Annotated in this window: 16 protein-coding genes; 8 read left to right on the forward strand and 8 right to left on the reverse strand. The window is 71.2% G+C overall.

Annotated features, from left to right (window positions below; all coding sequences use genetic code 11):
* Positions 1–105: 105 nt before the first annotated feature.
* From ACFO9I_RS19610 to ACFO9I_RS19620, 3 genes are all read right to left on the reverse strand, one after another.
* The gene (locus ACFO9I_RS19610) at positions 106–1,314 is read right to left on the reverse strand and encodes a saccharopine dehydrogenase family protein (protein WP_379183967.1); all 1,209 of its coding nucleotides are present in this window, start codon (positions 1,312–1,314) and stop codon (positions 106–108) included.
* A gap of 116 nt (positions 1,315–1,430) precedes the next feature.
* Positions 1,431–2,864: a gamma-aminobutyraldehyde dehydrogenase gene (locus ACFO9I_RS19615; protein WP_379183969.1), complete on the reverse strand. Its 1,434-nt coding sequence runs from the start codon at positions 2,862–2,864 to the stop codon at positions 1,431–1,433.
* Positions 2,865–2,974: 110 nt separating this feature from the next.
* Positions 2,975–4,630: an amidohydrolase gene (locus ACFO9I_RS19620; RefSeq protein ID WP_379183971.1), complete on the reverse strand. Its 1,656-nt coding sequence runs from the start codon at positions 4,628–4,630 to the stop codon at positions 2,975–2,977.
* Between the two features lie 133 nt (positions 4,631–4,763).
* Between ACFO9I_RS19620 and ACFO9I_RS19625 the strand changes: the two genes are divergently transcribed.
* Positions 4,764–6,146, forward strand: a complete 1,383-nt coding sequence (locus tag ACFO9I_RS19625; RefSeq protein ID WP_379183973.1) for an aspartate aminotransferase family protein — start codon at positions 4,764–4,766, stop codon at positions 6,144–6,146.
* Positions 6,147–6,279: 133 nt separating this feature from the next.
* Complete coding sequence (locus ACFO9I_RS19630) at positions 6,280–6,411, forward strand: hypothetical protein (protein ID WP_379183975.1); 132 nt, start codon at positions 6,280–6,282, stop codon at positions 6,409–6,411.
* A gap of 279 nt (positions 6,412–6,690) precedes the next feature.
* On the opposite strand, the gene ACFO9I_RS19635 is transcribed toward ACFO9I_RS19630, so the two are convergent.
* Genes ACFO9I_RS19635 through ACFO9I_RS19650 form a run of 4 tightly spaced genes read right to left on the reverse strand, consistent with a single transcriptional unit; the run spans position 6,691 to position 10,733 of the window.
* On the reverse strand, positions 6,691–7,539 hold the full coding sequence (locus ACFO9I_RS19635; protein WP_379183977.1) for an ABC transporter permease: 849 nt from the start codon (positions 7,537–7,539) through the stop codon (positions 6,691–6,693).
* On the reverse strand, positions 7,536–8,396 hold the full coding sequence (locus tag ACFO9I_RS19640) for an ABC transporter permease (protein WP_379183979.1): 861 nt from the start codon (positions 8,394–8,396) through the stop codon (positions 7,536–7,538). The genes ACFO9I_RS19635 and ACFO9I_RS19640 overlap by 4 nt, the downstream gene beginning before the upstream one ends.
* Positions 8,397–8,401: 5 nt before the next feature.
* On the reverse strand, positions 8,402–9,562 hold the full coding sequence (locus ACFO9I_RS19645; RefSeq protein WP_379183981.1) for an ABC transporter ATP-binding protein: 1,161 nt from the start codon (positions 9,560–9,562) through the stop codon (positions 8,402–8,404).
* The gene (locus tag ACFO9I_RS19650; RefSeq protein ID WP_379183983.1) at positions 9,555–10,733 is read right to left on the reverse strand and encodes a polyamine ABC transporter substrate-binding protein; all 1,179 of its coding nucleotides are present in this window, start codon (positions 10,731–10,733) and stop codon (positions 9,555–9,557) included. Before ACFO9I_RS19650 ends, ACFO9I_RS19645 begins: the two co-directional genes overlap by 8 nt.
* A gap of 302 nt (positions 10,734–11,035) precedes the next feature.
* Here ACFO9I_RS19650 and ACFO9I_RS19655 point away from each other — a divergent pair, with 302 nt between their 5' ends.
* The 3 genes from ACFO9I_RS19655 to ddaH all read left to right on the forward strand — a co-directional run bounded on the left by ACFO9I_RS19655 (position 11,036) and on the right by ddaH (position 13,660).
* Positions 11,036–11,509 carry an Lrp/AsnC family transcriptional regulator gene (locus tag ACFO9I_RS19655; RefSeq protein ID WP_379183985.1) on the forward strand — a complete coding sequence of 158 codons (474 nt, stop codon included), beginning with the start codon at positions 11,036–11,038 and terminating at the stop codon, positions 11,507–11,509.
* 98 nt (positions 11,510–11,607) lie between these two features.
* Entirely contained in the window at positions 11,608–12,891 is a 1,284-nt protein-coding gene (locus ACFO9I_RS19660; RefSeq protein WP_379183987.1) for an NAD(P)/FAD-dependent oxidoreductase, read from the forward strand.
* Positions 12,892–12,895: 4 nt separating this feature from the next.
* On the forward strand, positions 12,896–13,660 hold the full coding sequence (gene ddaH / locus ACFO9I_RS19665; RefSeq protein WP_379183989.1) for a dimethylargininase: 765 nt from the start codon (positions 12,896–12,898) through the stop codon (positions 13,658–13,660).
* A 6-nt stretch (positions 13,661–13,666) separates the two neighbouring features.
* On the opposite strand, the gene ACFO9I_RS19670 is transcribed toward ddaH, so the two are convergent.
* Positions 13,667–15,118, reverse strand: a complete 1,452-nt coding sequence (locus ACFO9I_RS19670; RefSeq protein ID WP_379183991.1) for a M1 family metallopeptidase — start codon at positions 15,116–15,118, stop codon at positions 13,667–13,669.
* A 105-nt stretch (positions 15,119–15,223) separates the two neighbouring features.
* Between ACFO9I_RS19670 and ACFO9I_RS19675 the strand changes: the two genes are divergently transcribed.
* The 3 genes from ACFO9I_RS19675 (at position 15,224) to ACFO9I_RS19685 (ending at position 19,918) form a co-directional block, all read left to right on the forward strand.
* Complete coding sequence (locus tag ACFO9I_RS19675; protein ID WP_379183993.1) at positions 15,224–16,570, forward strand: rhodanese-like domain-containing protein; 1,347 nt, start codon at positions 15,224–15,226, stop codon at positions 16,568–16,570.
* Between the two features lie 122 nt (positions 16,571–16,692).
* Positions 16,693–18,669, forward strand: a complete 1,977-nt coding sequence (locus tag ACFO9I_RS19680) for a hypothetical protein (protein ID WP_379183995.1) — start codon at positions 16,693–16,695, stop codon at positions 18,667–18,669.
* Positions 18,653–19,918, forward strand: a complete 1,266-nt coding sequence (locus tag ACFO9I_RS19685; RefSeq protein WP_379183997.1) for a hypothetical protein — start codon at positions 18,653–18,655, stop codon at positions 19,916–19,918. The genes ACFO9I_RS19680 and ACFO9I_RS19685 overlap by 17 nt, the downstream gene beginning before the upstream one ends.
* Positions 19,919–19,927: the final 9 nt, after the last annotated feature.

Here is a 19,927-nt window from a genome sequence, read left to right on the forward strand (position 1 = left end):
CTGAACGGTAGCGTTCGAAACTTGCGACTTCCATCGTCAAACAGCGTGAAAACAACGGTTTTCGCAGTTGTTACCCCGTCGTGACGATGCTTTTGACGGCGATGCTCAGAGTTCTTTCTGGCCCCAGGGGCTGCCGTACTCGGTGAGCAGGTCGAGGAACGGCACCGCGTCGAAGGCCTCGGGACCCAGGACGCCGGCACCCTTCCAGGTCCCTCGGGCCAGCAGCTCGAGCGCGACCACCGGGTTGATCGCGGTCTGCCAGACCACGCACTGGTGGCCGTACTCCCGCATCGTCCACTCGTTGTCGACGACGTGGTAGAGGTACGTCGACCGGTCGGCGCCGTCCTTGCCCTTCCCGGTCACCCACAGGCCGGCGCAGGTCTTGCCCCGCATCCGCGGGCCGACCGTGGCCGGGTCCGGCAGCACGGCCGCGACGACGTCGCGCGGGCTCACCTCGACGCCTTTCACGCGCACCTTCTCGGTGCTGTCCAGGCCGAGCGTGTGCAGCACCTTGAGGATGTTGATGAACTCGTCGCCGAGGCCGTACTTGAAGGTGGCCCGCTTGCAGTCCACCCAGCGCGGCATGAGGAGCACCTCCTCGTGCTCGACGTTGACGCACTCCACGGGACCGATGCCCTCGGGGAAGTCGAAGACCTCCGGCTCGGAGAACGGCGGCGTGGTGTGCCAGCCGCCGTCCTGCCACACCACGGGCGGGTTCAGGCACTCCTCGATCGTGGTCCACATCGAGAAGGACGGCGCGAAGATCTCGTTGCCGTCGTCGTCGGTCACCACGAGGTTGGCACCGTCGCGGGTGCCGAGCTCGTCGATCTCGCTGAACAGGTGGTCCGCGGCGTAGCGCGCGAACACGTCGGACAGGCCCGGCTCCACCCCGATGCCGACGAGCGCCAGGCGGCCGGCCGACTCCCAGTCGCCGGCGAGCTCGAACTGCTCGTCACCGAGCTTCACCCCGGTCTTCTCGTACGGCGCCTCCGGGTGCGGCCGCGACAGCGACATCGCCATGTCGAGGTAGTCGGCGCCCGCCGCGAACGCGCCGTTGAAGATCGACATGTTGAAGACCGGGTCGACCGCGTTCATCACGTGCGTGATGCCGTGCTCGCGGCACAGCGCCGAGACCGCGTCCGCCGACGACGCGTCGACCTGAGCGGCGACGTACCGCGCGTCGGCGCCGGCCGCCCGCTCCGCACGGGCGAGGTCGTAGTCGGCGACCACGACCGCCTCGAAGAAGTCGCGGCGCGCGGCGATAGCGGCGAAGGCAGCGCCGACACCGCCGGCACCGATGAGCAGGATCCGCATCGTATTTTCTCCCTGGACGTCGTCAAACGTGGTGCATGGCAAGGCGGAGGAGCGAAGGCGGCCCGGGTTCGGCCGTCGAGCGACGACAACGCGGCCAGGCGCCGCGTTTCACGGCGTCACTGGCCGATGTAGGACATGACGTGCTTGATCCTGGTGTAGTCCTCGAAGCCGTAGCCGGAGAGGTCCTTGCCGTAGCCGGAGTGCTTGAACCCGCCGTGCGGCATCTCGGACACGAACGGGATGTGGGTGTTGATCCACACGGCGCCGAAGTCGAGCCGGCGCGACATCCGCAGCGCCCGGGCGTGGTCCTTCGTCCAGACGCTGGAGGCCAGGCCGTACTGGACGTCGTTGGCCCAGCTGAGCGCCTGCGCCTCGTCGGTGAACTTCTGGACGGTCATCACCGGCCCGAAGATCTCGGTCTGGATCTGCTCGTCGGTCTGCTGCAGGCCGGAGAGCACGGTGGGCTCGTAGAAGTAGCCGCGCTCGCCCTTGCGCGAGCCGCCCGTCTGGATGGCGGCGTGGTCGGGGAGCCGGTCGACCATGCCGGAGACGTGGGCGAGCTGGTTGGCGTTGTTGAGGGGCCCGTAGTAGGTCGACTCGTCGTCGGGCAGACCGGTCGGCATGCCCTTGGCCGCCTCGGCCAGGGCGGCGACGAACTCGTCGTGGACGCCCTGCTGCACGAGCACCCGGGTGGCTGCGGTGCAGTCCTGGCCGGCGTTGAAGAGGCCGGCACCGGCGATGCCCTCGGCGGCGCTCGCGATGTCGGCGTCGTCGAAGACCACGACCGGCGCCTTGCCGCCGAGCTCGAGGTGCACCCGCTTGACGTCGTGGGAGGCCGCCTCGGCGACCTGCATGCCCGCGCGGACCGAGCCGGTGATCGCGACCATCTGCGGGGTCTTGTGGGAGACCAGCGCGCGGCCGGTGTCGCGGTCACCGCAGACCACGTTCAGGACGCCCGGCGGGAGGAACTCCTGGGCGATCTCCGCCAGCAGCGTCGAGCTCGCGGGGGTGGTGTCGCTCGGCTTGAGGACGACGGTGTTGCCGGCCGCGAGGGCGGGGGCGATCTTCCAGATCATCATCAGCAGCGGGTAGTTCCAGGGCGTGACCTGGCCGACCACGCCGATCGGCTCGCGACGCACCCAGGAGGTGTGGTCGGCCATGTACTCCCCGGCCGCCTTGCCCTCGAGCAGGCGGGCGGCGCCGGCGAAGAACTTGAAGTGGTCGGAGGCGTAGGGCATCTCCTCGTCCATCGTGAGCTGGACCGGCTTCCCGGTGTCCTTGCACTCGACGGCGTTGATCTCCTCGACGCGCTCCTCGATGGCGGCCGCGATCTTCAGCAGCGCGTTCGAGCGGTCCTGGGGCGTCCCGTAGCCCCAGCCCTCGAAGGCGGCGTCGGCTGCGGCGTACGCCCGGTCGATGTCCTCGTCGCCCGACTTGGGGGCCTGGGCGTACACCTCGCCCGTGGTGGGGTCGATGACGTCGTAGGTCTCCCCCGACGCGCTGTCGACGAGCTCTCCGTTGATGACGTTGCGGAACGTCCTGTCAGCCATGTCTCCGGCCCTCCGGGTCTTGTCAGCGGTGGCAGTGAGCCTAACCACACGACAACGGAATCTGTAGGGGCAGTCGGGTCTTCAGGACGGATTTCGTCATTGTGGACTGGTCAGGCTTCGAAGACCGGCACTCCGTCGACCCAGGTCGAGAGGACCCGGGCCGCCCCGACCTGGTCCAGCGGCCCGGCGAACGGGTCCCGGTCGAGCACCACGAGGTCGGCGACCGCCCCCGGCGCCAGCACGCCCGCGTCGTCACGGTGGTCCACCCAGGCGGACCCGGAGGTGTACGCCGCGAACGCGGTCTCGAGGTCCAGCGCCTGCTCGGGCAGGAAGGGATCGTGGCCGGCCGGCCCCTCCTCGCCGTGCGCGGTGCGGTTGACGGCGACGTGGATCGCGGCGAGCGGGTCAGGGGTGCTGACCGGCCAGTCGCTGCCGGCGACCAGCCGGGCGCCGGCGCGGTGCAGGTCGCCGAAGGGGTACTGCCACCGGGCCCGCTCCGGGCCGAGGAACGGCAGGGTGAGGTCGACCATCTGCTCGTCGAGGCAGGCCCACAGCGCCTGCATGTTCGCGGCCACGCCGAGCTCGGCGAAGCGTCGTACGTCGGAGGGGTGCACGACCTGCAGGTGGGCGACGTGGTGGCGCAGGTCGCCCGCGCCCCCGGCCCGCTCGAACGCGTCCAGCGCCTCGCGAACGCCCCGGTCGCCGATGGCGTGCACGTGCACCTGGAACCCCTCGGCGCCCAGGGCCGCGACGTAGGCCCCCAGCGCCTCCGGGTCGACGAACGAGTGACCCGCGTTCGCGGTGGCGTGGCCGCACCGGTCGAGATAGGGCGCGCTCATCGCCGCCGTGCCGTTCTCCGCGACACCGTCCTGCATGATCTTGACGCTGGTGGCACGGAACCGGCCGTGGGTGTACTCGGCGCGACGGGCGACGAGGTCCGGCACCTGGTCGAGGCCGCGGTCCCGGTCCCACCACAGGGCGCCCACGACGTGCGCCGTGAGGTCACCGGCGCGGGCCGCGCGCAGGTACGTCGGGCCGGGGTCGTCCATGCCCGCGTAGGCACCGACGATCGCGTCCTGCCACCCCGTGACGCCGAGGCCGTGCAGGTGGGCCTGCCCGGCGAGGAGGGCGGCGTAGTAGTCCTCGTCGCTGGTCGGGGGCAGGTGCCGGGCGACGGCGAGCATGGCCCCCTCATGCAGCGTGCCCGTGGGGCGCCCGTCTGCGTCGCGCTCGAAGCGTCCGTCGGACGGGTCGGGGGTGGTCGCGTCGATCCCGGCGAGCTCGAGGGCCCGGCTGTTGACCCAGGCCCCGTGGTGGTCGCGGTTGGGCAGGAAGACCGGGCGGTCGGGCACCACCGTGTCGAGGTCGGCCGCGGTGGGCGTCCCACCCGGGAACGCCGACATCGCCCAGCCGCCCCCGAGGACCCAGGGCAGCTCGGGGTGGGCGACGGCGTACTCCCCGACCAGCGCGAGGTAGTCGCGGCGGGTCGTCGCGCCCGACAGGTCGCAGCGGGTCCGCTCCAGCCCGCCCTGGACCGCGTGGACGTGGGCGTCGACGAACCCCGGGGCGACCAGGCCGCCGGCCACGTCGACCTCGCGCGCAGGACCGTCCGGGTCGTCGACGAGCGCCAGCCGGCGGTCGAGGTCGTCGAGGTCAGGGCCCCGGACGACGTCGACGACCCGGCCGTCGCGCACGACCACCGCGCCCGGGCCGGCGTACCGGTGCCCGTCGAAGAGCGCACCACCGCGCAGCACCACCGTCGCCATGGCCGCATTCAAACAGCCGGCGGTCGTCAGGTCACCCGAAATCTGGTGACACTTCGACGGATTCCGCGATTCTGGTCGCCGTTCGCCACGGATTCACTTGCTCAAAGACCGATCACCGGCGACGATGGACCGCATGCACCCGGACTACGACCATCTGCAGCAGGCTGCCAAGGACCACCTGTGGATGCACTTCACGCGGCACTCCACCTACGAGAGCTCGGACGTACCCGTCATCGTCCGGGGCGAGGGCGCCTACATCTGGGACGCCCAGGGCAAGCGCTACCTCGACGGGCTCGCCGGCCTGTTCGTCTCCCAGCTCGGCCACGGCCGGACCGAGCTCGCCGATGCTGCCTCGCGGCAGGCACGCGAGCTGGCGTTCATGCCGCTGTGGTCCTACGCGCACCCGACGGCGATCGAGCTCGCCGAGCGGGTCGCCGGCTACGCACCCGGCGACCTGAACCGCGTCTTCTTCACCACCGGCGGCGGTGAGGCGGTCGAGAGCGCCTGGAAGCTGGCCAAGCAGTTCTTCAAGATGACCGGCAAGCCCACCAAGCACAAGGTGATCAGCCGGGCGATCGCCTACCACGGCACCCCGCAGGGCGCCCTCTCGATCACCGGGCTGCCCGGGATGAAGGCGCCGTTCGAGCCGCTCGTGCCCTCGACCTTCCGGGTGCCGAACACCAACTTCTACCGGGCCGACGAGACCTCCTACCTCGGCCCCCACGACGAGCACGCGTTCGGCCAGTGGGCCGCGAACCGGATCGCCGAGGCGATCGAGTTCGAGGGCCCCGACACGGTGGCCGCGGTGTTCCTCGAGCCGGTGCAGAACTCCGGCGGGTGCTTCCCGCCGCCGCCCGGCTACTTCGAGCGGGTCCGCGAGATCTGCGACGAGTACGACGTGCTGCTGGTCTCCGACGAGGTCATCTGCGCGTTCGGCCGGCTCGGCCACATGTTCGGCGCGGAGCGCTACGGCTACCAGCCCGACATCATCACCTGCGCCAAGGGCCTCACCTCGGGCTACTCCCCGCTCGGCGCGATGATCGCCAGCGACCGGCTGATGGAGCCGTTCCTGCGCGGGCACGAGTCGTTCGCCCACGGCTACACCTTCGGCGGGCACCCGGTCTCGACCGCGGTCGCGCTGGCCAACCTCGACATCTTCGAGAACGAGAGGGTCAACGAGCACGTGCGCGACACCGAGGGAGCCTTCCGCGCCACGCTCGAGAAGCTCAAGGACCTGCCCATCGTCGGCGACGTCCGCGGCGACGGGTACTTCTACGGGATCGAGCTGGTCAAGGACAAGGCCACCAAGGAGACCTTCAACGACGAGGAGTCGGAGAAGCTGCTGCGCGGCTTCCTGTCCAAGGCGCTGTTCGACGAGGGCCTCTACTGCCGGGCCGACGACCGTGGCGACCCGGTCGTCCAGCTCGCACCGCCGCTGATCTGCGACCAGCAGCACTTCGACGAGATGGAGCAGATCCTGCGCGTGGTCCTGGACAAGGCCTACTCGCTGCTCTGACCTCGTCCGCACGCCGAGTCGGCGTTCCTCGGCACACCGGGGACGCCGAGTCGGCGCTGCTTGACCTGCCCACGTCGTCCACAGATCTGGGGTCGTCCGAGATCTGGCGGCCCGGACGGGAAGACGTCGGGGCATGGATCACGACAACGCCCCGTTCCTCGACGGCGACGTCCCCCTGCCCGTCGAGCGCCCCGTCACCCGTCAGCAGGCGTTGGGAGCCGGCCTCCAGCCAAGGACCTGCGTGCGCAGGTCGTCCAGCTCCTGACCCCGCCGGGGACCTTCGCGTGCGACGAGGCCGCGGCCCGGCTGATGGTGGTTGGTGGGGTCGTCACGACCACGCCGCTGCGCACCGCCCTGGACCTCGGCCGGCTCCGCCGTCGTGACCAGGCCCTGGCGGCGCTGGACGCACTCCTGCGGCTGCGTCGGGCGTACCAAGAGGCGAAGCGCACCGTGGGGTCCCGCACGATCATCCTGTGGACCAACCTGCGCCGACTCGACATACCTCGCTGCGTCAACCAGCGCCGACTCGACGCACGTCGCAGGGTCAGGACTTGCGGGCGGCGCTCGCCAGCTCCGCGCCGACGGGCCCGGAGGTCAGGCTCCGTTGCCGCTGCCGGTTGCGGGCCTCCCCCGCCAGCACGATCGCGATGGAGATCAGGAACATCACGGTGCCGACGACGTTGACCTGCATCGGCACTCCGCGCTGCGCCACACCCCAGACGTACATCGGGAAGGTGGTGGTGTTGCCGGCGTTGAGGTTCGTGATGATGAAGTCGTCGAACGAGAGCGAGAAGCTCAGCAGCGCCGCACCCAGGATGCCCGGGAAGACCAGCGGGAAGGTCACCCGCCAGAACGTCTGGGACGGGGTGGCGTACAGGTCCATGGCCGCCTGTTCGAGGTTGTCGTCGAGACCCGCGAGCCTGGCTCGCACGGTGACCACCACGAACGACAGGCAGAACATGATGTGGGCGATGAGGATCGTCCAGAACCCGAGCTGGCCGGCGAAGCCCGAGGCGACGAACAGCGCCAGGAGCGAGGAGCCCATGACGATCTCGGGTGAGGCCATCGGCAGGAAGATGAGCAGGTTCGACGACGACCGGCCGGCGAAGTCGTAGCGGACCAGCGCGAAGGCCGCCAGGGTGCCCAGGATGGTCGCGACGAGGGTGGCGACCAGCCCGATCTCGATGCTGCGACCGACCGCGTGGCACATGCTCGGGTCCTCGCACGGGTTGAGCCAGTTGTGCAGCGTGAACCCGTCGAAGCGGTAGATCAGCCGGCTCTGGGGGTCGTTGAAGCTCATCAGGATCACGACCGCGATCGGGATGAACGTGTAGGCGAGGACCAGCAGCCCCAGCATCAGGACCAGGTGGTCGCGGATCCAGCGTCCGGTCACAGCAGCTCCTCCGTTCCCGCCCGGCGGACGTAGACCAGCACCATGCCCACGATCAGCACCATCAGGATCATCGAGAGCGCGGCCGCGGCCGGGTAGTCGTTCGCGTCGGTGAACAGGCTCTGGATGACGCTGCCGACCATGCGCTGGTTGGGGCTGCCGAGCAGCTGGGCGTTGATGAAGTCACCCACGGCCGGGATGAACGTGAGCAGCGTCCCGGAGACGACGCCGGGCAGGGACAGCGGCCAGGTGACCTTGAAGAAGCCCACCACCGGGTTGGCGTAGAGATCGCCGGACGCCTCGATCAGGCGGTGGTCGATCTTGTCGATGCTCGCGAACAGCGGGAGCACCATGAACGGCAGGAAGTTGTAGGTCAGGCCGGCGATGACCGCCACCGGGGTGGCGAGCAGGCGCCCGTCGGGACCGAGCAGGTGCACGGCCTGCAGCGCGTTCACGACGAAGCCGTCGTCAGCCAGGATCAGCTTCCACGAGAGGGTCCTGACCAGGAAGCTGGTGAAGAAGGGTGCGATCACCAGCACCAGCATGAGGTTCTTCCAGCGACCTGCCTTGAACGCGATCGCGTAGGCGAGGACGTAGCCGAGCAGCAGGCACAGGAACGTGGCCACCGCGCCGTAGACCAGCGACCGGACCAGCGGCTGCCAGTAGTCCTGGAGCGCGTGCCAGTAGTTGCTCCACTCGTAGGTCATGTCGTAGCCACGGAAGTCCGACCCCGACGGGTCGTACAGGCTGGTCGCGAGCAAGGAGTAGAACGGCACGACGAAGAACAGCACCAGCCACAGCGCTGCCGGGATGAGCAGGAGGTAGCCGACGGCCCCGCGCCGGCGCTGGAAGTCGCTCATCGCGCTCAGTCCTCGCTGCCCCGCTGGGCACCGGCAGCGGCGTCCTGGCTGTAGTCGAGCAGGAAGGCGTACTCCGGTCGCCAGGAGAGCTCGACCTGCTCCCCCGTCCGGAACAGTCGGCGGTGCCCGGTGTTCTGCTGGAACACCTGCAGCTCCTGGCCCCACGGCATCCGGACGAGGTACTGGGTGCTGACGCCGACGAAGCTGACGTCGGTCACCACACCGCCCGGGACGCTGTTGCCGGGGGCGTCGAGCTCCTCACCGAGCTCGCCGATCAGCACCTTCTCCGGCCTGATCCCGATCCAGCCCTTGTCGCCGTCGGCGTGGGCGCGATCGACCGGGATCGACACCCCGATGCCGTGCATGTCGACGGTGACCAGGTCGGCGGAGCGCTGCGTCACCGCACCCTCGATGAGGTTCGACTGGCCGAGGAAGTTGGCCACGAACGTCGAGCGGGGGTTCTCGTACAGGTCGGACGGCGAGCCCATCTGCTCGATCACACCGCGGTTCATCACCGCGACCGTGTCGGCCATGGTCATGGCCTCCTCCTGGTCGTGGGTGACGTGGACGAAGGTCTGGCCGACCTCGTTCTGGATCCGCTTGATCTCGATCTGCATCGAGCGGCGCAGCTTGAGGTCGAGGGCGCCGAGCGGCTCGTCGAGGAGGAGGACCTGGGGCTCGTTGATCAGCGCCCTGGCCAGTGCGACGCGCTGCTGCTGGCCGCCCGAGAGCTGGGCCGGCTTCTTGCGCGCCTGGCTGGTCAGCTCCACGAGCTCGAGCATCTGGTTCACCTGCGCCTCGACGTCGGACTTCTTGCGCCGGCGCAGCCCGAACGCGACGTTCTCGAAGATGTCGAGGTGCGGGAAGAGCGCGTAGCTCTGGAACACGGTGTTGACCGGGCGCCGGTAGGGCTTGGCGAAGGTGATGTCGTCTCCGCCCAGCGTGATGGTGCCGGACGTCGGGATCTCCAGCCCGGCCACCATCCTCAGGGTCGTCGTCTTGCCGCACCCCGAGGGCCCGAGCAGCGCGAAGAACGACCCGCTCGGGATGTCGAGGTCGAGCTCGTCGACGGCGGTGAAGGCGCCGAACGACTTGGTCACCTGCCGCAGCCGGAGCCCGTCGAAGTCCTCACCCCCGGGTGCCGCGGTCATGTCCTGCTCAGCCACCTGTGACATCGGACCAGTCCCTTTCGTACTCGACCGTCTGGCGGTCGTCGAGCGGCATGAAGTCGAAGGCCACCGAGAGAGTCTTCGCGTCGGGGAAGATGAGTGCGTTGTCCACCAGGGATGGGTCGATCTTCTCCATCTCCTGCCGGGCACCCTCGACAGGGCAGATGTAGTTGACCCACGCCGCGAGCTTCGCCGCGACCTCGGGCTCGTAGTAGTAGTTGATCCACGCCTCGGCGTTCGACTGGTGCTGCGCGAGGTTGGGCACCAGCATGTTGTCGCTCCAGAGCGACAGGCCTTCCTCGGGCGTCACGAACTTGATGTCGGGATTGTCGAACTGGGCCTGGATCACGTCGCCGGACCACGCCTCGCAGGCGACGATGTTGCCGGCCGCGAGGTCCTGGATGTACTCGTTGCCGGTGAAGGCCCGCACCTGGCCGGCGTCCACCACGCTCTGCAGCTTGTCGATCGCGTTGCCCCACTGGGCGGAGGTGAACTTGCTGGGGTTGGCGCCCACCACCTTGAGCATGAAGCCCATCGTGTCGCGCATCTCGCTGAGGAGCGTGATGCGTCCCTTGAGGTCCGACCGCGTGATCAGCTCCTCGAAGCTGCCGACCTCCTTGGTCTTCGCCGCGTTGTAGGCGATGCCGGTCAGGCCGCTCTGCCACGGCGCGTGGTACTTCAGGTTGGGGTCCCACTGCCGGTTCCGCAGCGGCTCGATGAGGTTCTTGTGCAGGTTCGGGACCTTGGCCGCGTCGAGCGGCTGGATCCAGCCGAGGCCGATCATCCGCGCGGCCATCCAGTCGGTCAGGATGATCATGTCGCGCCCCACCGGCTGGCACGAGGCGAGCTGGTTCTTCACCTTGGCGTAGAACTCGGCGTTGTCGTTGACGTCGTCGGTGTAGTCGACGGTGATGCCGGTGCGGTCCTGGAAGACCTGCAGCGTGGAGGTCGACTTCTTCTTCGGGTCGATGTAGGCCGGCCAGTTGGAGACGATCAGCTCCTTCTCCGACGCCGAGACGTCGGTGGCGCGGCACTGCGCCGGGTCCTGCTGGGCTCCCTCGGTCGCGAAGAACGGGAGCTTCAGCGCCGCCAGGCTGGCCCCCACGAAGGCCACGCCCCCAGCTCCCTGGAGCAGCCCACGTCGGGTGAGCCCCCGATTGTTCGGCATGTCCGGCGTCATCGAACTCCCTTCGAGGCGGTCCCGATGCTCGGATCGTGCCACGCCAGCCCCCCTCCGACAAGCGATCCAGTCGATCTGAAACGTTCACGCAACGAAATCCCTCGTTTTCGGGGACGCCGTTCATCAGCTCGTGATGCCGGCACCCGCCCGCCCGCGGTCGCTCCCGGACGGGTGACGAGCACCCGAGGACGAGCGATCCCGTCGATCGTGGCGTCCCAGACAACGAAATCCTTCGTCCAGGAGCCGGATTTCTTTGACCCGGCGGTCCCGCCCCTGCCAGCATTCGGGACATGAACCGCAAGCCCGAGCGCCCGGCCGCGCAGCTCGACGAGGTGTCCAAGGCGATCATCGAGCAGCTCCAGCAGGACGGCCGCCGGTCCTACGCCGCGATCGGGAAGGTGGTCGGGCTCTCCGAAGCCGCGGTGCGGCAGCGGGTGCAGCGGCTCATCGACAGCGGCGTCATGCAGATCGTGGCGGTCACGGACCCGCTCGAGCTCGGCTTCGCCCGCCAGGCCATGGTCGGCGTACGGGTGACCGGGCCGCTGGAGCCGGTCAGCGACCGGATCGCCGCCCTCGACGAGGTCGACTACGTGGTCGTCACCGCCGGCGCCTACGACCTCCTCGTCGAGGTCGTGTGCGAGAGCGACGAGCACCTGCTCGAGCTCATCTCCGGCAAGATCCGCGCGATCGACGGGGTGGCGGCGACCGAGACCTTCATGTACCTCCGGCTGCGCAAGCAGACCTACTCCTGGGGTGTGCGCTGAGCACCACGACCGACGACTCACGGCTCTCGTTCTGGCACGAGACCGCCGACGACGGGTGGACCCGCCGCACCCCCCTGCCGGGCGACCTCGACGTCGACGTGGCCGTCGTCGGGGCCGGCTACACCGGGCTGTGGACCGCCTACTACCTCGCCGAGGCCGACCCCTCGCTGCGCATCGCGGTGCTCGAGGCGGAGGTCGCGGGGTACGGCGCCTCCGGGCGCAACGGCGGGTGGTGCTCGGCGCTGTTCCCGACCTCGCTCCCGGCCCTGGCCGCGATGTCCGACCGGGCCGGCGCGCTGGCCCAGCACCGTGCGATGCGCGACACCGTCGACGAGGTCGCCCGGGTGGCGCACGCCGAGGGGATCGACGCCCACCTGACCAAGGGCGGCACGATCGTGCTGGCCCGCAACCGCGCCCAGTGGCAGCGGGCCCGCGCCGAGGTGTCCTCCGCCCGCACGTGGGGCCGGGGTGAGGACGACCTGCGGCTGCTGGACCGGCGCGAGGCGGCCGCTGTGCTCGCGGGCGCGGGGACCCGCGGGGCGACGTACACCCCCGACTGCGCCGCCCTGCACCCCGGCCGCCTGGTGCGCGGGCTGGCCCGCGCGGTCGAGCGCCGCGGCGTCCGGGTCTTCGAGGGGACGCGGGTGACCCGGATCGAGCCGGGGCGGGCGCACACCGAGCACGGGGTGGTCCGGGCCGAGACCGTGGTGCGGGCCACCGAGGGCTACACGCCCGCGCTGCCCGGTCAGTCCCGTGCCGTCGTGCCCGTCTACTCGCTCGTCATCGCGACCGAACCGCTGCCGGCCGAGACCTGGCGCCAGATCGGGCTGGCGCGTCGTGAGACCTTCAGCGACCACCGCCACCTCATCGTCTACGGCCAGCGGACGGCCGACGACCGGATCGTCTTCGGCGGCCGCGGCGCGCCGTACCACCTCGGTTCGCGGGTGCGGCCGGAGTACGACCGCGACGAGAAGGTCTTCATCAAGCTGTACGCCGCGCTGCTCGAGCTGCTCCCAATGCTTGCCGGCACCCGGGTGACGCACGCCTGGGGCGGCGCACTCGGCATCCCCCGCGACTGGTGCGCGTCGGTCGGGCTGGACCGCAGCACCGGCCTGGCCTGGGCGGGCGGGTACGTCGGCGACGGCGTCAGCACCACCAACCTGGCCGGTCGCACGCTGCGTGACCTCGTGCTGGGTCGCGACAGCGAGCTGACGTCGCTGCCGTGGGTGGACCACCGGTCGCGCCCGTGGGAGACCGAGCCGTGGCGGTGGCTCGGCATCAACGCCGGGCTGCGCGCGATGACCCTCGCCGACGCCGAGGAGCGACTGACCCGGCGGCCCAGCCTGCTCGCCCGGGCCGTCGCACCGCTGGTCGGCGGGTGATCGCGTGACCCGGCGCGCACTGGTCCGACGCCCCGGGCCCCGACTGGCCGAGGGCCTGCTCACCCACATCGCCCGCACCCCGGTCGACCTCGAGCTGGCTCACCGGCAGTGGGAGGGGTACGTCGCCGCACTCCGCGCCGAGGGCTGGGACACGGTCGAGGTCCCGCCGGCCGACGACTGCCCCGATGCGGTGTTCGTCGAGGACACCGTCGTGGTCCACGGCGACCTCGCCGTGATCAGCCGCCCCGGGGCCGACGAGCGCAAGCCGGAGACGGCCGGGACCGAGGAGACCCTCGCCCGGCTCGGCTACCGGATCGCCCGGATCGAGGAACCCGGCACGCTCGACGGCGGGGACGTGCTCAAGCACGGCGACACCGTCTGGGTCGGCCTCGGCGGCCGGACGAACGCTGCGGGCGTCGACCAGCTCGCGGCGCTGCTCGAGCCGCTCGGCGCGACGGTGGTCGGCGTCCCCGTGAGCCGGGTCCTGCACCTGAAGTCGGCGGTCACCGCACTGCCCGACGGCACCGTCATCGGGCACGAGCCGCTCGTGGACGACCCGGCGGTGTGGAGCTCGTTCCTGCCCGTGCCCGAGGAGGCAGGCAGCCACGTCGTGGTCCTCGACGCCGGCACGGTCCTCATGTCGACCGGGGCGCCTCTCTCACGGACGCTGTTCCAGTCGCGCGGGCTGCGGGTCGTGGCGGTGGACATCGGCGAGTTCGAGAAGCTCGAGGGCTGCGTCACCTGCCTGTCGGTGCGGCTGCGCGGCTGACTCCGCTCAGAAGCCGTTCGCGGCGGTGCGGGCCGGGCGACCGGGGTCGCGCAGCCAGGCGTCGAAGAAGCCGTCGAGGTCCTCGCCGCTGACCCGCTCGGCCAGCGCGGTGAACTCCTCGGTGGAGCCGTTGCCGCGGGCCTTGGTGCGCAGCCAGGTCCGCAGCAGGCGCCAGAAGTCGTCGTTGCCGATGCGATGGCGCAGCGCCTGCAGGGCCATGCCGCCGCGCTGGTAGACCGGCCAGTCGAAGAGGTGGGCCGGCCCCGGGTCGGCCACGTCGAGCGACCAGAAGGACGGCTGGCCACCCAGCGAGTCGTACCAGTCCTCCATCCACTGCTGGGCCCGCTCGCCGCCGTGGGCCTCGGCGTACCGGGCCTCCATGAACGTGGCGGCCCCCTCGTTGAGCCAGATGTCGCGCCAGCTGCGGACCGCGACCGAGTCGCCGAACCACTGGTGGGCCAGCTCGTGCACGACGGTGCCGACCGAGCCCGAGGACAGCACCGGGTAGGTGGGGCGGGTCTGGTTCTCCAGCGCGAAGCCGGGGCTCAGGCCGGTGGTGAGCCCGCCGGTGCTCGAGAACGGGTAGCGGCCCAGCTCACCCTGGAGCCAGTGCACGATCGCGGGGGTGCGCCGCATCAGACGCAGCGAGCGGGCCCGGGTGGGCTTCGGGACCTCCTTCGACACCGCGACCAGCCAGGGCAGCCCGTGGGAGCGACCCTTGCGGACCACGAAGTGGCCGGCGGCGAAGAAGGCCAGGTAGGGCGCCATCGGCTCCGCGGCACGCCAGCGGGTGGTCGCCCGGCGCCCGTGGACGGTGCGCGAGACCCGGCGGCCGTTGGCGATCACGTCCCGGTCCCGCGACACGGTGATCGAGATGTCCATGAGCGCCTTGTCGCGCGGGTGGTCGTTGGCGGGGAACCACCACGTGGCCATGTGCGGCTCGTTCATCGCCACGACCTCGGTGTCGTCGGCCAGCCAGCTGCGCTCACCGTCCCAGGAGCGCTTGCCCGGCCGGCCGGCGTAGCGGACCACGACGTCGTACGTCGACCCCCGCGTCAGCGGGGCGTCGATGCGCAGCTCGTGCCGGTCGGGACGGGACCACCCGACCGGTCTGCCATCGACCCGCACCCCGCGCACCGGGAGCAGGAAGTCGAGCTGGAAGCGGCTCAGGTCCTCGGTCGCCTCGAGGGTGACCACCGTGCGGCCCGAGAGACGCCCCCTCGCGAAGCGGTAGGAGTCGTGGACCTCGTAGCGACGGACGTCGATCCCGCCGTTGCCGTCGAGCGGGAAGTAGGGATCGCCGATCCCGGGGCTGCCCGGGACCGGCGCCGTCCCGGCCTGCGCCGGCAACGACCCGAGCGCCGGGGCGACGAGCGCGGCCACGAGGCCGAGGACTGCGGTCCGGGCCGCACGACCGGCGGACCGGGCCGGGCCGCGGCCCGGGCGTGGTGGCTTCACGGCCAGAACCTAGCCGAGCCGCGGCGCTGCGGGCACGGGACACGACGGAGTGATATATAATTGTAGTAATTCACTCGACTTTGAACCACCAGAAGGAGCGCAGGCATGGATCTCGTCACGCTGGAGGTGCCCGAGCTCGGCAACCGCTGCCACCTCGTCCACGACGGCTCCTCCGCCCTCGTCGTCGACCCGCCCCGGGACCTCGCCGTCGTCGAGCGCGCCGCCGCCACCGTGGGCGTGGAGATCGCGGCCGTGGCGGACACCCACGTGCACAACGACTACGTCTCGGGAGCCCTGGCCCTGGCGCGTCGGCACGGCGCGGACTACCTGCTCTCGGCCGACGAGCACGTCGAGTTCGAGCGCGTCGGCGTGCGCGGTGGTGACGTGCTCACCGTGGGAGGGCTGCAGGTACGGGTCATCGACACCCCCGGGCACACCCGTCACCACCAGTCCTTCCTGGCCACCGGCACGACCGACGAGCCGGGCGTGCTGCTCAGCGGCGGCAGCCTGCTGCTCGGCACCGTCGGCCGCACCGACCTGGTGGACCCGCGCCTGACCCACGACCTGGCGCGGGCGCAGTGGGCCAGCGCCCGCACGCTCGCCGCCCTGGACGACGCGACCCTGCTGCGTCCCACGCACGGCTTCGGCAGCTTCTGCGCCGGGTCCACCCCGTGCAGCACGGGTGGCGACGCCACGCTCGGGGACGAGCGCGCCTCGAACCCCGCGCTGGTGCTGGACCGCGAGGAGTTCGTGGACCAGCTCGTCGCCGGGCTCGGCCCCATCCCGTCGTACTACCGGCACATGGCGCCGCTGAACCGGGCCGGCGCCGGACGCGCCCTCCCCCGGGCCGCCCGGGCGGTGACGGCCCACGACGTCACCGACGCCATCCTACGCGGCAGCTGGGTGGTCGACCTGCGCGGGCGGGCGGCGTACGCCGAGGGGCACGTCTCGGGGTCGGTGTCGGTGGAGTACGGCACCCAGTTCGCGACGTACGTCGGCTGGCTGGTGCCGTGGCAGGACGACATCGTCCTGCTGACCGACTCCCCCACCCTGCTCGCGCCGGCGCTGCGGGACCTCGCCGCGATCGGCATCGACGGTGTCGACACGCACGTCCTGGACGGAGCCGACCAGCTCACGGCGTCGTACCGCCGCACCGACTGGGCCGGCTTCCGCGCCGCCCCCGGCCCCCGCGTGGTCGTGGACGTGCGCCAGCGCGACGAGTACGAGGCCGGCCACCTGCCGGGTGCGCTGCACCTGCCCGTCCAGGACGTCGAGGAGCGGGGCGCCACGCTGCCGTCCGGCGAGCTGTGGGTGCACTGCCGCTCGGGCTACCGGGCGGGCATCGCGGCCAGCCTCCTGCACCGGATGGGTCGTTCGGTGGTGCACGTCGACGACGCGTGGGACCGGGTCGCCGAGCTCGCGATCCCGACCACGCCGGGCCTGGCGGCCTAGCGGACCGGGGCGCGAAAAAAGTGACGAGGGGGCCGTCACCTTTCTAACTGTAGTTAGTTGATCGTGTTTGTACTGCTTGTTTTCACGGGCACCCCGGTGCCCCGATCTCGGAGGAAAGCATCGTGCACACACCACCACCACGCGCCCGCTCCACGCGCGGGAGGCGCCGTCTCCTCGGCAGCGCCGCCGTCGTCCTCGGCCTGGCGACGTCGCTCCACTCGCCGGGCGTCGCTGCGGCGCACGAGGGGGGCGCCGACAGCGACGGCCCGGTCACGACCGACACGGGAGCCGGCTCCCTGGTCCAGACGCTGCTCAGCGCAGCGACCGGCATCGTCGAGGACAAGTCCGCCATCCAGGGCCGGGACGGCAAGGCCTACTGGCTGGAGAACCACGTCGACACCTCGCTGCTGCCGACCGACGTCCTCCAGGGCCTCGGCCTCGACGACACGCTCATCGACCTCGGCCTCGGCGGCAGCGACGCAGGCGGGAGCGTCGAGGACGACGGGATCCCCCGCGAGTACCTCGTGGTCTGGGCCGGCGACAACAACGTCCTCGACAAGAGCGGTGCCGAGCTCACCACGCTCCCCAAGACCGTCGGGACGGACCTGATCGGCCAGAAGGACCTCGTCGGCCCCGACTTCCTCGCCGTCGTCGACGCGACCAAGGGCTCGCCGTCGTACGGCAAGGTCGTCAACACCGCCACGGTCGGCCCGCTCGTGGAGAACGAGCCGCACCACATGCAGTACATCTGGCACAAGGGCAACAACATCTTCGCCGGCGGGCTGTTCACCGACGTGACCTACGTCGTGGACACCTCGCAGCTGCCGAAGCTGGAGCTCAAGGCGGTCAACCTGCCGACCGACACGCTGTGCGGCTCCGTGCCGGACGCCTACTGGGTGACCAAGGACGGCAACGCCTACGGCACCTACATGGGCGGTCCGGACGTGCCCGGCCCCTGCACCTACAGCGACGGCTCCGTCCGCATCGGCAACGGCTTCGCCGGCTCGCCGGGCGAGCTGGTGCGGCTCGACAGCGAGGGCCGCACCGTCGCGGAGGCTCCGGCCACCCCGGAGACCGCCGAGACCGAGCAGCGCTGCGACAACATCCCGGCGCTGCCCCAGCCGACCTGCGCCAACCCGCACGGCGTGCAGGCCCGCGAGGACCTCGACACCCTGGTGACCAGCGACTACAACGAGCCGCGCAACATCATCCTCAACCCGGTGCAGGCGCCGTCGTCGTACCTGCGTCGTCCCACGGTGCGCACCTGGGACATCTCCGACCGCGACCACCCGAAGCTGAAGGCGGTGTCCTTCCTGCCGGACGGTCCGCGCGTCGGCAAGGTCCCGCACCAGGAGGAGCCGCGGGCGGCGATGGAGACCACCGTCACCAACCTGCCCGGGCACAAGGGTGCCTTCGCCAGCACCATGCAGGGCGGCGCGATCTACTACACGCCCGACATCACCGCGGAGCAGCCGCAGTGGCGCGAGGTGTTCGACCTGACCACGTCGAACAAGTACACCGACCCCGCCAGCAGCTGGTACGGCGGCGGCAGCAACGCCGGCTGGACGCAGACCAGCCTGGACGACAAGTACCTCTACGTCGCGATCGTGGGCCGGCCGGCCTCCGGTGACGACAAGGGCTCCCCGCCGTACATCCTCAAGCTGGACATCCAGCAGCTGCTCGCCTCGGGTACCGCGCCGCAGTGCGACATCGACACCCTGGACGAGGTGACCGCGGGTGGCGCCGAGGCCGACTGCCCGGCGATCGTGGACACCCTGCCCGCCCCCGGCGGCCCGCACTGGGGCACGTTCGACAACCTCGAGCTCGGCGAGGACGGGAAGTACCACGAGACCACGGACGTGAAGCGGCTGGCGTACGCCAACTACTTCGTCGCCCGCACCGGCCTCAACGGCGACCACCGCGTGTGCCTGGCCGACGTCCAGCCCGACGAGAGCCTCGCGCTCGACCCGAAGTTCCGCGACGAGCGGACCGGCGAGTCGTGCATCGACTTCGACCGCGACTCGTGGCCGCACGGCGACTGGGGTCCGGCGAAGCCGCACTCGATGCTCTTCGTCACCGCCGATGACGACATCGAGTAGTGGCAACCGCGGGCGGGGCCTCTGGTCCCGCCCGCGGGGTGCCCGCCGCCCCGCCAGGGCGGCCGTCCTGCTGCCGGCGGCGCTCACCGCGGCGCTGGTCGTGGGGGGCTCGGTGCACGCCGGCCTCGGCTCCTCGGGCGACGCCCGGGAGGGCAACGCGCTGGTGCAGGACTGGTCGGCGCGCAGCGGCGGCCAGCAGGTGCTGGGCGGGTCCCGTACGCCGGGGGTCCCCAGCGTCCAGCGGCTGCGCCACGACGACGTCGAGTTCACCGTGACCGTCGCCCCGGCACGGCCCGGGCGCAACCTGGTGCGCATCGACAGCACCCACGTCGGCGAGGGCCACGCACACCGGACCCTGCCGGTCCTGGTCGGGACCTCCGAGGAGGACCTCGTCCGGGCCCGGCCACGGCCCGGCACCGACGGGCTCTGGGCGGTCGTCGACCTGCCGGCGGGCAGCGGCACGGTGCTCGTCACGCACGGCCGCGAGCACCGGGTGCCGTTCGCGGTGGACACCGGGTCCGACACCCCGGACACGGGCGCGTGGACCGGCCCCGACGGACCCGAGTGCCTCGCGTCGGCCACCGGCGCGATCCTCGCCGGTGGCGCCGCACCCGTCGGCTGCCCGGCCGGCTCGCTCTCCCCCGCGGACGGGACCGCGCTGCGGTCCGTCGTCGACACGCTCGCCACGCGCGGGGTGGAGCAGCTGGCCGTGCAGCGCGACGGGTCGGCCCGCAGCCGGGCGGCGTACGACGTCGTGCGGCGCGTGGCGACCGGAGCCGGGATGCGGGTCGTCGACCCGGACCGGACCCCGGCGCCGCGCAGCGCGCTGCTCGTCGTGAGCGGCTGGTCGGAGGCCGCGCGCGGCCTGCGCCGGGTCACCGCGCTGCCGTTGCGCGAGCAACCGGTGCGGTCCGACGGCACCTGGTTGGCACCCTGGCTGCTGACACCCGCTGTGGTCGACTCGACGCCGGGGGCGATCCTCCCGCTCGACTTCGACATCCGCGACGACGCGGCGCAGGAGTACAGCCAGACCCTGGCGAGGTACCTCCCCGGCCAGTCCCCCACCGCGTCGGGCTACCTGGCCTGGCGTGCCGAACGGGGCACCCACCCCGACGACCCGCAGCTGTTCGCGGCCTCGCGAGCGGCGTACATGCCCGCCTCCGGGAACCACGACCACCACGAGACGGTCGTGGCGTGGTTCCCGGGCGGCACCGTCACTCCCGTCGGCCCGCTCGCCCCGTCGAGCTGACGCCCTCAG

This window comes from Nocardioides sp. GCM10023255, from assembly GCF_042653125.1.
GTDB lineage: Bacteria > Actinomycetota > Actinomycetes > Propionibacteriales > Nocardioidaceae > Nocardioides.

Coding starts and splice junctions, on each gene's coding strand:
- ACFO9I_RS19610 (WP_379183967.1), bottom strand. CDS start 1,314: ATGCGGATCCTGCTCATCGGTGCCGGCGGTGTCGGCGCTGCCTTCGCC.
- ACFO9I_RS19615 (WP_379183969.1), bottom strand. CDS start 2,864: ATGGCTGACAGGACGTTCCGCAACGTCATCAACGGAGAGCTCGTCGAC.
- ACFO9I_RS19620 (WP_379183971.1), bottom strand. CDS start 4,630: ATGGCGACGGTGGTGCTGCGCGGTGGTGCGCTCTTCGACGGGCACCGG.
- ACFO9I_RS19625 (WP_379183973.1), top strand. CDS start 4,764: ATGCACCCGGACTACGACCATCTGCAGCAGGCTGCCAAGGACCACCTG.
- ACFO9I_RS19630 (WP_379183975.1), top strand. CDS start 6,280: ATGGATCACGACAACGCCCCGTTCCTCGACGGCGACGTCCCCCTGCCC.
- ACFO9I_RS19640 (WP_379183979.1), bottom strand. CDS start 8,396: ATGAGCGACTTCCAGCGCCGGCGCGGGGCCGTCGGCTACCTCCTGCTC.
- ACFO9I_RS19650 (WP_379183983.1), bottom strand. CDS start 10,733: ATGCCGAACAATCGGGGGCTCACCCGACGTGGGCTGCTCCAGGGAGCT.
- ACFO9I_RS19655 (WP_379183985.1), top strand. CDS start 11,036: ATGAACCGCAAGCCCGAGCGCCCGGCCGCGCAGCTCGACGAGGTGTCC.
- ACFO9I_RS19675 (WP_379183993.1), top strand. CDS start 15,224: ATGGATCTCGTCACGCTGGAGGTGCCCGAGCTCGGCAACCGCTGCCAC.
- ACFO9I_RS19685 (WP_379183997.1), top strand. CDS start 18,653: ATGACGACATCGAGTAGTGGCAACCGCGGGCGGGGCCTCTGGTCCCGC.